12 protein-coding genes and 2 pseudogenes are annotated in these 12,960 nt (G+C 30.0%); 3 read left to right on the top strand and 11 right to left on the bottom strand.

The annotated features are described in order from the left end of the window. Positions 1-83: 83 nt before the first annotated feature. The 3 genes and pseudogenes from NSQ15_RS02215 to NSQ15_RS02205 all read right to left on the bottom strand — a co-directional run. A pseudogene (locus NSQ15_RS02215) lies at positions 84-1,073 on the bottom strand (metal ABC transporter solute-binding protein, Zn/Mn family); the annotation flags it as partial. Positions 1,074-1,267: 194 nt separating this feature from the next. Further along, positions 1,268-1,867: a DsbA family protein gene (locus NSQ15_RS02210; protein WP_017637723.1), complete on the bottom strand. Its 600-nt coding sequence runs from the start codon at positions 1,865-1,867 to the stop codon at positions 1,268-1,270. Between the two features lie 22 nt (positions 1,868-1,889). Continuing rightward, positions 1,890-2,249 carry a DUF4467 domain-containing protein gene (locus NSQ15_RS02205; RefSeq protein WP_017637722.1) on the bottom strand — a complete coding sequence of 120 codons (360 nt, stop codon included), beginning with the start codon at positions 2,247-2,249 and terminating at the stop codon, positions 1,890-1,892. A gap of 290 nt (positions 2,250-2,539) precedes the next feature. Here NSQ15_RS02205 and NSQ15_RS02200 point away from each other — a divergent pair, with 290 nt between their 5' ends. Then, on the top strand, positions 2,540-3,787 hold the full coding sequence (locus tag NSQ15_RS02200) for an aminoacyltransferase (protein WP_046467059.1): 1,248 nt from the start codon (positions 2,540-2,542) through the stop codon (positions 3,785-3,787). Positions 3,788-3,860: 73 nt separating this feature from the next. Here NSQ15_RS02200 and NSQ15_RS02195 read toward each other — a convergent pair whose 3' ends face one another. The 4 genes from NSQ15_RS02195 to NSQ15_RS02180 form a co-directional block, all read right to left on the bottom strand. Then, positions 3,861-4,586 carry an amino acid ABC transporter ATP-binding protein gene (locus NSQ15_RS02195; RefSeq protein WP_340746901.1) on the bottom strand — a complete coding sequence of 242 codons (726 nt, stop codon included), beginning with the start codon at positions 4,584-4,586 and terminating at the stop codon, positions 3,861-3,863. Then, complete coding sequence (locus NSQ15_RS02190) at positions 4,583-5,302, bottom strand: amino acid ABC transporter permease (protein WP_017637719.1); 720 nt, start codon at positions 5,300-5,302, stop codon at positions 4,583-4,585. Before NSQ15_RS02190 ends, NSQ15_RS02195 begins: the two co-directional genes overlap by 4 nt. Next, positions 5,283-6,065, bottom strand: a complete 783-nt coding sequence (locus NSQ15_RS02185; protein WP_340746900.1) for a transporter substrate-binding domain-containing protein — start codon at positions 6,063-6,065, stop codon at positions 5,283-5,285. The genes NSQ15_RS02190 and NSQ15_RS02185 overlap by 20 nt, the downstream gene beginning before the upstream one ends. 118 nt (positions 6,066-6,183) lie before the next feature. Then, the gene (locus tag NSQ15_RS02180; protein WP_017637717.1) at positions 6,184-7,620 is read right to left on the bottom strand and encodes an MDR family MFS transporter; all 1,437 of its coding nucleotides are present in this window, start codon (positions 7,618-7,620) and stop codon (positions 6,184-6,186) included. A gap of 169 nt (positions 7,621-7,789) precedes the next feature. Here NSQ15_RS02180 and NSQ15_RS02175 point away from each other — a divergent pair. Then, positions 7,790-7,891 (top strand): annotated as a pseudogene (locus tag NSQ15_RS02175) (putative metal homeostasis protein); the annotation flags it as partial. Positions 7,892-8,055: 164 nt separating this feature from the next. On the opposite strand, the gene NSQ15_RS02170 reads toward NSQ15_RS02175, so the two are convergent. Further along, positions 8,056-8,742, bottom strand: coding sequence for a 2,3-diphosphoglycerate-dependent phosphoglycerate mutase (locus NSQ15_RS02170; RefSeq protein ID WP_340746899.1), 687 nt, complete (start codon positions 8,740-8,742; stop codon positions 8,056-8,058). 407 nt (positions 8,743-9,149) lie between these two features. Between NSQ15_RS02170 and NSQ15_RS02165 the strand changes: the two genes are divergently transcribed. Continuing rightward, on the top strand, positions 9,150-9,659 hold the full coding sequence (locus NSQ15_RS02165; RefSeq protein ID WP_070451516.1) for a transglycosylase: 510 nt from the start codon (positions 9,150-9,152) through the stop codon (positions 9,657-9,659). Positions 9,660-9,745: 86 nt separating this feature from the next. Here NSQ15_RS02165 and NSQ15_RS02160 read toward each other — a convergent pair whose 3' ends face one another. From NSQ15_RS02160 to NSQ15_RS02150, 3 genes are all read right to left on the bottom strand, one after another. Continuing rightward, positions 9,746-10,639, bottom strand: coding sequence for a cation diffusion facilitator family transporter (locus tag NSQ15_RS02160; RefSeq protein WP_154874101.1), 894 nt, complete (start codon positions 10,637-10,639; stop codon positions 9,746-9,748). A 271-nt stretch (positions 10,640-10,910) separates the two neighbouring features. Next, entirely contained in the window at positions 10,911-11,291 is a 381-nt protein-coding gene (locus NSQ15_RS02155; RefSeq protein ID WP_017637712.1) for a GtrA family protein, read from the bottom strand. A gap of 2 nt (positions 11,292-11,293) precedes the next feature. Further along, entirely contained in the window at positions 11,294-12,817 is a 1,524-nt protein-coding gene (locus tag NSQ15_RS02150; protein WP_340746898.1) for a hypothetical protein, read from the bottom strand. Positions 12,818-12,960 lie beyond the last annotated feature (143 nt).

Below are 12,960 nucleotides of genomic sequence, written 5' to 3'. Positions count from 1 at the left end.
ATTTATTAAAAAAGCACTTCAAAAGTTAAATGCTTGGCTAACTTTTAAAGTGCTTAATATAGGTTTAAGGGGTAAATCTATTAGTGATGATGCTCGTGCTCATCGTCTTTGACTTTAATCTTACTATCTAATGCTTTTTTAATATTTTTAATATTTTCTTTCATTAGGGATTGATAAGATAGTCCTTTTTCATTTTGTTGTTCTTTTGTCACTGATTCCATATTATTAAATTTCAATGGTTTAGCATCAGTTTCTTTTCGAATCGTTTCAGTGATTTTATTTGATACATTTTCTTCATATAAAATATATTCCACTTTATTCTTTTTAATTTCTTTTACTATGTTAGTTAAATCTTTTTGAGATGGATCTTCAGCACTCATATTTTGTACACCTACTTGTTTAAATCCATATCTATTAGATAAGTAACCTAAAGATTCATGTGATATAAATACTGCATTACCTTTTTTACCTTTAGTAGCATCTTTCATATTTTTATCAATATTCTCTAAATCTTTATTTAATTTCTTATAGTTCTTTTCATAATATTCTTTATGATCTGGATCTTTTTTCACAAGTTGGTCTTTAATTTCTTTAGCAAATGTTTGGTCCATTTTTGGATCTAACCAAATATGTGGATCATATTTACCATGATGGTGTTCTTCTTCTCCATGATGTTCCTCTTCACCCTCGTGATGATGGTGATCTGCTAATAAATCGTTCTTGCTAATTTTATCTTGTAAAGATAATTTTTTATTATCATTTTTGATTGTTGAAGCTACTTTTTTTGCGACTGGATCTAAATCATCGCCTGTATAGATGAATAAATCTGATTTAGCTGCATTCAACATGTCTTTTTGTGTTGGTTCATAACTATGTAAATCAGCACCTGCTGGATAAATTGATTTTACATCAACATGCTTTCCACCAATTTGTTCTGTAAACGACTTAAGTGGATATACCGTCGTGCTAACTTTGAACTTATCTCCTTTGTTGTTAACACTATCGTTGCTGCAGGCTGCTAGTGCAAATATCATTAGAGGAATAAGAATTAATAAACTTAGATTTTTTTTCATATCGCTTCTCCTAAATAGTAATTATTACGATTAATGATTATATACCTTCTTTCTTAAAAAAACAAGTACCTGATTATACTTTTATATACTTATTATGTCTTTATGTATATTTAAATTTATTTATTCGAATACTCAATTTATTTTTGAAATTAAAAACTGCTAGCAAAGCAAGAAGCTTTGTTAGCAGTTCAATATCAATTCTCTTTTAAGACTTTATCATATTCTTTGAAATGATATGGATCTTCAATTTTCTTTCCTTTTATAAATACTGTAGGTGCTGTAGAAATATGATGTTCTTTGGTATCTTTTTTATCTTTTAAAGCTGCTTTCCATGATTGACTATTCTTGGTTTTATATTCCTCTTTGATTTTCTCTTTTTGATCTGAGGTAATATTAAGATGATTAATTTGTTGGTCAACCACCTTTTCAGTAATCCACTGTTTCTTTTCATCTTTTTGGTGTTCGAACATTAATTTTTGAAATTCTAAATAAGATTTAGGGGCAATTTGTTGGACAGCATGCCCTGCTCGGGATCCTATAATTGAGTCTTTACCTAAAAATGCCATATTTACATATTTAATTTTAGCTTTATTTTTGTCTAAATAATGGTCTTTAAGTTTAGGCATGACATTTTTCTCTACTTTTTTACAGTAAGGGCATTTAAAGTCACCATAAATGACGATAAGTGGTTTGCCATCTTTTGTTGCCTCGGGTGCTTTTTCTTGTTCTTTACCGCAACCACTAATTAACACAACAATTAAACATGCGCTTATTATTCCTATTAACTTTTTCATTGTTGCTCCTTATAACTAATAGCTAATGCATATTTTCTTCTTTGTAATCAGGATCATGTTGTTGATAATAACCTTTTGAATTGAAATTTTCTTTATATTTAGCTTTCTTGCCTTTAAATTCATAAGTGTAGTAATGTACTTCTTCATCATCGTTTAAAGGTTTATAAGCCAAAATGACATATTTTCCTTTATCGTACACATAAATGTTAGCATCCTTTTTATCAAAGTGTTTAACTTCGTCGCCAGCATCTCTTTTAGCTATTTTTGATTGTTTCTTTTCTTGTAATTTAACTGCTTTATCAATTTTGTCAGTATACTTACCGCTACTACATCCAACTAATACAAGCGTCAATACAGCAATAACTGCCACTATCTTCTTCAATATATTCACTCCCGATAATATGAATCACTTTATATGAAATCTTATTTTAAATCCGTGTCATCTTTCACTTTAAATTTTATCACAGAATTCATAGCATCACAGTAATATTTAACGTAAAAATAACGATTTTAAAGCTTTTTTTAAATTTAATTAAATACTTAGTATTTGTTTTATCGTACAAAAGTATGACGCTATTTTTTATGTTATGATGTGTAATGTTTGCAGGAATTTGATAATATGAATATTAACGATTCATTTAATAGTTCTATTTCTAGAGGGGAAGATATATATTGAAATTTGTTAACTTAACATCAGAGGAGTTTGGTAAATTTACAGCCGAACATTTCTCACATTATACACAATCAAGTATCCATTACGATAATCGTAGTGAGATGAAAGGAGACGTCCATCTTGTCGGCGTAAAAGACGATCAAGATGAAGTTATCGCTGCTTGTCTTTTAACAGAAGCACGTACGTTAAAATTCTTTAAATATTTTTATACACACCGAGGACCAGTGATGGACTTCAAAAATTTATCACTTGTTCGTTTCTTCTTTAAATCTTTAACATCATATTTAAAAAAACATAATTGTTTATACGTACTTGTAGACCCATATATTCTTGAAAATGTTAGAAATGCTGACGGTGAAATTTTAACATCTTACGATAACCGTGCATTTGTTAAGACAATGGAAGACCTAGGTTATAAACATCAAGGTTATACTGTTGGATATGATTCAATGAGTCAAATTCGTTGGCTTTCTGTATTAGATTTAAAAGATAAAACTGAAGATCAATTGATGAAAGAAATGGATTATCAAACACGTCGTAATATTAAAAAGACTTACGAAATGGGTGTTAAAGTAAGAACGTTACCTATTGAAGAAACAGATACGTTCTTTGATTTGTTCAGAATGGCAGAAGAAAAACACGGTTTCAAATTCCGTGAAAAACCTTATTTCGAAGAGCTACAAAAGACATACGAAGATCAAGCTATGTTGAAACTTGCTTATATTGATTTGCAAGAATATCTCACTACTCTAGAAGATAAACATAAAGAATTATCAAAACAACTTCAAGAAGTAGAAACAGCGTTACAAGAAAATCCTAATTCTAAGAAAAACAAAACGAAACATACTCAAGTTAAACAACAACATGATAGTAATGAAAGAAAAATCAATCAAACAAAAGATGAAATTGCTCAAGAAGGCCAAGTATTGAATTTAGCTGCTGCAATATATATTTATAATGACCATGAAGTGTATTATTTATCAAGTGGTTCTAATCCAAAATATAACCCTTATATGGGTGCATATCGTTTACAATGGGAAATGATTAAATTCGCTAAAGAACATAACATTGATCGCTATAATTTCTATGGTATCACTGGCGACTTTAGTGAAAATGCTGAAGATTTTGGTGTACAACGCTTTAAAGAAGGCTTCAATGCTGATGTCTATGAATATATTGGTGACTTCATTAAACCTATTAAACCAGTATTCTATCAAGTAAAAGAACTTCTTGAAAAAAGAAAATAGCACGTTTATTTCCAACTTAGTAACATATAAAAACCCAGTGAAATTAAATTCACTGGGTTTTTTATATCGTCATTTATTGTATTACATTTAAAAAGCGTTTAAGTTCGTCCGTTTTCGGATGATTGAAGATGCCTTCTGGGGAACCTTGTTCACCAATTTTACCTTCATGAATAAACACTATTTGATTTGAAACTTCTTTCGCAAATCGCATTTCGTGAGTGACAATAACCATTGTCATACCTTCTTGTGCTAAATCTTTAATAACTTTCAACACGTCATTAACAAGTTCAGGGTCTAATGCTGATGTTGGTTCGTCAAACAACATCACTTTAGGATTCATAGCTAATGCTCTTGCTATAGCTACACGTTGTTGTTGTCCACCAGACAATGCATGTGGTCGTTGATCTTTAACGTGGGTTAAACCGACTTTTTCAAGTAAATCTAACGCTTTATTTTTAGCTTCTGATTTACTTTGCTTTTTAACTGTGACTAAACCTTCCATCACATTTTCTAATGCTGTTTTATGCGGGAATAGATTATAACTTTGAAATACCATTCCAGATTGTTTTCTAACTTCTATTTGTGACTTTTTATCCTTTTCAGTGTATGTCTTGCCATTTACATAAACTGTTCCTTCAGTAGGAATTTCAAGTGCATTCATCATACGTAAAAGAGTCGTTTTACCTGAACCGGAACGTCCAACTAATGTCACAACTTCGCCCTGATCTACTTTTAAATCAATACCTTTAATCACTTCTGTTTGATTAAATGATTTATGAATATTCGATAATTCAATCATGAGCGATACCCTCTTTCAATGTATGATTCATAAAAACTTTGGATTACAGATATAATGAAACAAATTACCCAATACATTAATGCAACAAGAATATAAATTGTTAAATATTCATAAGTTGTTGAAGCTACTTCTTGAGCTTTACGGAACATTTCAGCCACTAAGATAAATCCTAATAGAGATGTATCTTTAATTAGGCTTAAGAACGTATTACCTAGTGCAGGGATGGAAACTCTTATCGCTTGCGGTAAAATAATACGTTGCACAGTTTGGCGGTAATTCATTCCGATTGAATATGCCGCTTCTGTTTGACCTTTTGGTATAGAAATAATTCCGCCACGAATGATTTCTGATGCATATGCACCTACATTGAGTGACAAACCAATAATTGCTGCTACAACAGGAGCTAATGTCCATTGATTATCAGCATCATTGGTTATTAATCTGCCTAATTCTGGAATACCATAAAATATAATAAATAATTGAACAATCATCGGTGTACCACGAATAATCGATACATAAACTCTTGCTACACCTTTTAAAAATTTACTTGTAGAGATACGCATTAATGCTGTAAATAAGGCAATTATTAAACCTAATACGAATGTAACAAGTGTAATCGGGATAGAATATTTAACTAACCCTTCTAACATTGGTCCAAATGCTTGCTTTGCAGCGTCTAATGCATGAAGTTGCTCACTATTCAGGTTTAGAGACATCTTGACCAAACCATTTCTTACCTATTTTTTTAAGTTCGCCACTCTCTTCGATTTTTTTCAATCCATCGTTGAATTTTTGAACTGTTTTATCATCAACTTTTTTAGAGAAGGCAAATGCTGATTTATTTTTCTCTGCGTCACCTTTGATTGCTTTGATTTTAGCATTAGACTTTTGTTTTTTATAATCTAAATAAGATAGGCTATCATTAAATGTAGCATCTACACGTTTAGATAATAATAAATCCATAGATTGGTTAAAACCATCTACTTTAGTAATTTTAGCACCTTTATCTTTTGCTAATTGACCGTAATTAGAAGTAAATGTTTGTGCTAATTTTTTACCTTTAACATCATTAAAAGATTTAATATTCTTTTCGTTATCACGAACTACTAACACTGCGCTTGAATAAGTATATGGATTAGAGAATTTATATTTTTTCTCTCTATCTTTATTAATACCTACTTGGTTAGCTATAACATCAAAACGACCTGCGTCTAATCCAGCAAACATAGAATCCCATGATGTTTCATTAAATTTTAATTTAAGTCCTTCTTCTTTAGCTACTGCTTTAATAACGTCGATATCATAACCAGTTAATTTGTCTTGTTTATTGTGGAACGAGAATGGTGCATATGTACCTTCTGTACCCACTTTAATCGTATTATCATCTTTACTGCTTGATTTACTGTCTTTACTAGAATTATTACCACATGCTGCTAGTACGAATACTAATGCAAAGACACAAAATAATAGTCTTTTCATTAAACATTTCTCCCTTATCCTTATTATTCTAATCGGAATAAAAATATTTTAATCCTTAATGGGTGTGAAGTCAATAACTTGTTTCGTGATTCTTACTGTCATTTCAACTTTCAACCACTTATTTATCATTTGGAGTTTGAGCATTTCTTTTTAACATAAACGAACATAAGAAACTTACTATTGTAATAATAACTGCAAATAAGAATCCAGCATGATAACCATGTAACATTGTATCTATTTTAATTTGACCTAACATTTCACTGCGTTTCATACCATCATAATCACTCATATTAGGCGTATAGTTTTTACTAGCTTGGCTTAAGATTGTAATTAAGACTGCTGTCCCTATTGAGCCGGCAATTTGTTGAGCTGTATTCGTCATAGATGAACCATGTGCATTCATTTCATATGGCAATTGATTCATTGTATGTGTCATGACAGGCATTAAACCAAGCGCAATACCAATCATGCGTATACCATATACCGTTGCCAACATTGTCGAACTTGTATTTTCATCCATCACAACAAAGTAAGTAGTTGTGATGACTACAATTAACATACCTATTAATGCTAAAGGTTTAGCACCAAATTTTTCATAAAGTGATCCTGAAGCAAATGACATAATTGCCATTACAATTGCACCAGGTAATAAAATTAAACCAGAATCTAGAGGCGTACGATTTAGTAAGTTTTGGACAAACATAGGTAAAACAGTTTCTGAACCAATCATTGAAATCATCGTTACTGCCATAATTAAAATACCAATTGCGAATTGTGAATTTTTGAAAACATCAAAGTTTAACAATGGGACCTCGAGTTTTGATTGTCTCCAAATAAATAACACAACTAAAATAACGCCACCAATAATAGTGGTTAATACAATTGGATCGTTCCAGCCATCGTGTGATATAGAACTAGTACCATACAGTAAGCCTCCAAATCCTAAGACAGACAATATGATAGACAATACATCAATTGGGGCCTTAACAATTTGTCCTACATTTTTAACTGTAAATATTGCGATAATAAATACGAGTGCCGCGATAGGCGCAACAACATGGAATAATGATCTCCAGTTAAAATATTCAACTAAATATCCTGATAAAGTGGGACCAATTGCCGGTGCCAAACCAATCACTAAACCAAACATCCCCATATACTTACCGCGTTCATGTGGTTCAAATATATTTAAAATACTAGTCATCATGAGGGGCATCATGATACCTGAACCTAACGCTTGAATAATTCTTGCAATTAATAAAATAGTGAAATTAGGACTAAATCCACCTAATATTGTTCCAATAAAGAATACTAAAATAGCTATTAAGAAGACCTGTCTAGTGGTATATCTTTGAATAAATAAAGCTGATAGTGGAATGACTATGCCGTTCGTTAATAAAAAGGCGGTTGTTAGCCATTGCACTTGTGAATATTGGATATCAAAATCTTTCATAATACTAGGTAGAGCTGTTGTTAATAATGTTTCATTTAGTAAACCAAAAAAGCCACCTAGTAACATCGTAATAATCATTACCAATTTTGCTTTAAGTGTCACGTTAATTCCTCCTTACTTTCCTTTTCAATTATCACAACATTATACATAAGTTATATGCAATATGCATTTTATTAGTTTAGAATTAATATTTTCTTACAAATCGTAATAATTACTATTTACATTTTCGAAACTTTAATTCATAATATTACTACATAAAGGAGGTCATTTTATGAAAACTGATTTACAAACTGCACGCCGTAATTTGAACAGCCCAAATATTAAAACGAGAAAACGTGCTTTAAAAATTATTAAACAACATAAAAAAAATAAAATAATTAGACATATCTGTTTTTGCAATGCTCATATATTTAATTTCTAATCATACTAAGCATAAATTTAGATAATAAAATGCTTAAATTCTTATTTAAATTACTCCACAAAAAAGGTCACTTATTGATGCTTTTCAACATCAGTAAGTGACCTAATTTTTTTATTTTATAAATAATATTTATCTTTAACTTCTAAATCATCAGTCAATTCATAAACAAGTGGTGCACCTGTTTTAATTTCATAACCAATAATATCCTCATCAGAAACATTTTCTAAATATTTGATTAATGCTCTAATGGAATTACCATGAGCTGAGACAAGTACAGTATTACCATCTAATAAATGTTGAGATATTTGATCTGTCCAAATAGGCACCACACGTTCTAAAGTATCTTTTAAACTTTCAGAATATGGCATCATACGATGATCTAAATAACGATATCTTCTATTTTTTAGGTATTCATTACGTTGTTCTTCACTTTCTGCTGGTGGCTGTACATCATAAGAACGTCTCCATTGATGAACTTGTTCTTCACCGAATTGCTCTTTAGCATCGTCTTTATTTAACCCTTGTAACGCGCCGTAATGACGTTCATTCAAACGCCAGCTTTTATTAACAGGAATCCATTGTTGTTCAGATTGAGCTAAAATATGTTGTGTTGTTTCAAGTGCTCTTGTTAATAATGAAGTATATGCAACATCTATTTCTAATTGGTTTTCTAATACTTTTTTACCTGCTGTAGTCGCTTCTTCAATTCCTTGTTCAGATAATTTCACATCTGCCCAACCAGTAAATAAATTTTTCGCATTCCATTCACTTTGACCGTGACGACATAATATAAGTTTTGGCATAATTTAACACCTTCCTATTTATATAACGAACTAACTTGGATGTTAGTTGATACAATTAATGATTTAAATATAAAATAGATGACATTCATTACTAAATGATGACATGGTTCTATTTATATTTTTACTGTATATCTTTATTATAGAACGCACTTGTAGATTTTCAATCAATAACGTTTGCTTTAGCTTTTGTAACTTTTGAAATATTCCTTTTTAAATTTGAAATGCTTGTATTCTAACTAAAATGTGTGTCATTACCTTTTTATATTCATGTAACCTATGCAATACCTTTAGATGATATAGTATGAACACACCTTAAGAAATCAACACATTCAAATATGAACAGACACATATCCTTGGGATTATTTTTTAAGTCTGATTGAAATCACATACTAAAGGAGTTAACTATTATGAAAAAATCAATATTAGCAATTATCGCTACAGTTTCTATAGGGGCAACAGGTTTAGAAGCGCATCAAGCACATGCAGCTGAAAACAATCAACCTTCACAATGCTCTCCTCAACAAAATCAATCATTTGGTAATCAACAACAAGATAAGTCTTCATCAGTTTCTTCAAATTACCAAACAACTCAAACGTCTACACAAAGCACTAGTACGGAGAGTAAATCATCATCTAGTGAAGATTCATCATCAAGCAGTGAGTCATCAAGTGATGTCTATAAAGAATTTATAGACGCAGGTGGCACAAAAGAATTATGGGATAGCGTAGTAATGCCAGAATCTGGTGGTGATCCAGATGCTTCAAACGGACAATATCATGGTTTAGGTCAAACGAACCAATCATGGGGCTATGGTTCTGTAGCTACTCAAACTAAAGGTATGATTAACTACGCAAAAGAACGTTATGGTTCAATTGATGCAGCTATTTCTTTCCGTGAATCAAACGGTTATTGGTAAGATTGCTTTATATAAATAATAATAAGCGCCAAACAGAAATCGACGTTGATTTCTGCTTGGCGCTTATTTTGTTTAAATTTCTATACTTAATTATGTATCTCATTACTTAAATTATCATTCATATTAGGTTCAGGATGTACATATACAGAAGAAATTCCCTTCTCATGTAGATGATCTTCAACTTTATCGCAAATTAAATGTGCTTGACTAATAGATAAATTGGGCTCTACCACTATCGTAACTTCTAAGAAAATACTACTTCCATGATAACGTCCCTTAATACTTCTAACATCTAACACATCGTCCACTTCTAATATATCATTTCTGTATTCTTCCAAATCTTTTTCATTAAATCCATCACTCAATGTAAAAATAGACTCTCTAAAAATTCCAAATCCTGTATAAATAATAAGCAAACCTAGTAAGGTTGCTAAAATAATATCCACGATTGGAAAGCCAATCTGAGTGAAAACCAAACCAATTGCTGTACCTATACTAACTAAACTGTCTGATAAATTATCTTTAGCGGCTGATTTTAGTGAACTACTTTTGGTTTTCTTTGCTAATTTTTGATTCACTAAAAATACACCTAGCATGATTAAACCACTTATAATACTTACTAAAATTGTAATTGGACTCGGTACATTTTTATCTTGTGTTAGAAGCCTTGGCGCATTTTCAATAACAACTTGTATACCTACAAACATGATTATAAATGAAACCAACAATGTAGATATATTTTCTGATTTTAAATGGCCATATGGATGGTTTCTATCAGCTGGTTTAATTGATATTTTTAATCCAATAATCACAGCAATAGAGACAACTATATCTGTCATATTATTTAATGCATCGGCTCTCACGGCAGCTGAATTAAAAACGAATCCTGTAACATATTTTGCTATAGATAATATGATATAAACGACTAAACTTAAATATGCACCTCGTTGTGCAATCTTTAAATTTTCATTTTGAGACATGACCTTTGACCACCTTGAATTCCTTTAGTAATCATAGTATGAATCATAAAAAATATTTTTACAACGTTTTTTAATTTCTATATTTTTTATATAATTAAGCTAATTATTTTTTTAGACTTCCCTAAAAAATTAACTCTTTTCTATAGAATAAATGCTAAAATGCTCTGTTAAAATTAACTTAGTTATGCTTAAAAATAACAAAGCAAAAAGCCTATAAATGCGCTAACCAACTCATTCATAGGCTTTCAAATTATGTATTTCATTTTTAGCATTAATCTTTTAATATCCATTTAGATAAAATAAAGGTTATAGGTATCGTAATAATTAAACCCGCAAATGGTGCAATTTCTGACGGAAAATGAAACCACTGTACAAAAACATATAATAGTAACGTTTGCATTCCCATATTCACAATTTGTGTCAGTGGAAAACTTATAAATTTACGTAATGTTGGTTTCACTTTATACACAAAATAACAATTCAAATAGTAAGAAATGATGAAACTAACTAAAAATCCAGTAATATGACTAATTAAATAATTCACATCTAGTAATTTTAATAATAGTAAATAAACGATGTAGTAATTTAATGTGTTCAAGCCACCGACTATTATAAATTTAATAATCTCAATATGCGTTTGAGTTAATTTCATACTTAATCTCCTTCAAGTCTCGCCAAGCTTGAACCATAAGGTACTATTTTCAGCTTAACATTCTGAGGTATATCATAATACATTTTAAATGATTTGTGTTGCATATTAGAAGTTGGCGTTGCCTTATTTAAGATATTTTCAAATGGTAACCTCTCTAACACGACAACATGTTTGTATCGATGTGTATCAAGTTGTTTGTTTATCACATCAATGCGTTGAATATTATTAAAATATATCACACTCATTGTAACAATAAAAATAAATGCCAATGCTATTGAAAATCCTTTTAAACCAATCCATATTGACTGACACTGTATTTTATATTGAGAAATTAATAATAATAAGTACAAACACCACAATACATAAATAGTATAAAAATTACCTGCCCCTAATGGAGATACTAATAATAACGGCAATGTTACCAGTGGTATCGATCCAAGTGCATAATAACCTAGATTCCTTATAACTTGTTCTTTAAAAATAAAACGAACTGAAATTACTAATGCTATAAAAAACCATCCACATATGAATGTGTTTAGCAACGCAACCGCTAATGAACCTTTTAATAGATTAAATTGAAGAAAATCATAAACAAAAAGTTTATAAAAAGGCAATATCGCTATACTTAATATTAGAAGTATCTTCCAATATAATTTCGTATGAGCAAACAACTGATTTTTAATAAGAAAACCAATTGTGATAAATCCAATCATACTTACAATTAAAAATTGATCGATAAATATATATTCTGGTATTTGCTTTAACAATGTATAACCTATTTTATGTTTTAACCCGAGTTTATCTGAGAAACGAAAATAACTATCTCCTCCTCGATAAATACTAATGTAAATAGGATTGATAAACATTAACATGGCACCAATTAAACTCAACATAAAACCTATAATTAAATAATAATTAAAATTACGATGTCTTATCATAAATACAATATTACCAATAAGTAATATCAATATATTGTAAAGGGTTATATTTTCTACAAAAAATTGCCCTAGCAATGTACAAATCAAGAATAAGACTATCCATTTTGTTGATAGCATTTCTAATTTATATATCGTTAATACGACAATAAATAATATAAATACAGAGATTAAAGTACTTGGCACATATCTAAAAAACCCATCAAAGCCCCCGTATGTTTCTCTGTAAATCACTCTTGGCATTATTAATAGTAATATAAATGATACTACGATATAAAAATTGAAGTGTTGCTGTTGTTGCTGTTGTTGCTGTATTAGTGCTAGTAAATAGACAAGTCCAAATGAAATAATCGCATATAATATGTAGCGTAAAATATTAATCTTCATAGCTGTCATTGCTAATAAATGACATAAATACCTTCCATCCGTATATTCAATCATTTCTCTATAATTAGATGCTTTATTTACAACAGACCATTTAAAATCATCTGCTGACAAAGGCGTTAATATACTGATTAATAAATAAAATAAAAAAATGAAAATACATCCAACGTATAATTCATTCATTCTAAACTTTATCATGTTGTACATTTCTGGTTGTTCTCCCTACTCCTAATAATTACTAAGTTATTTTATTATACTATTATATAATAAAATTTTCATATAGACGTTTCCATAGTAGCAACGTTATCTCATATATAAATACTTATATTTTGTCTTTTGTTTTAACCTGA

It is taken from the genome of Staphylococcus sp. FSL W8-0774, assembly GCF_038006785.1.
Taxonomy (GTDB): Bacteria; Bacillota; Bacilli; order Staphylococcales; family Staphylococcaceae; genus Staphylococcus; species Staphylococcus pasteuri.
The sequence above is the reverse complement of the archived record's forward strand: the minus strand, read 5'-3'. Positions and strand labels throughout refer to the sequence as shown.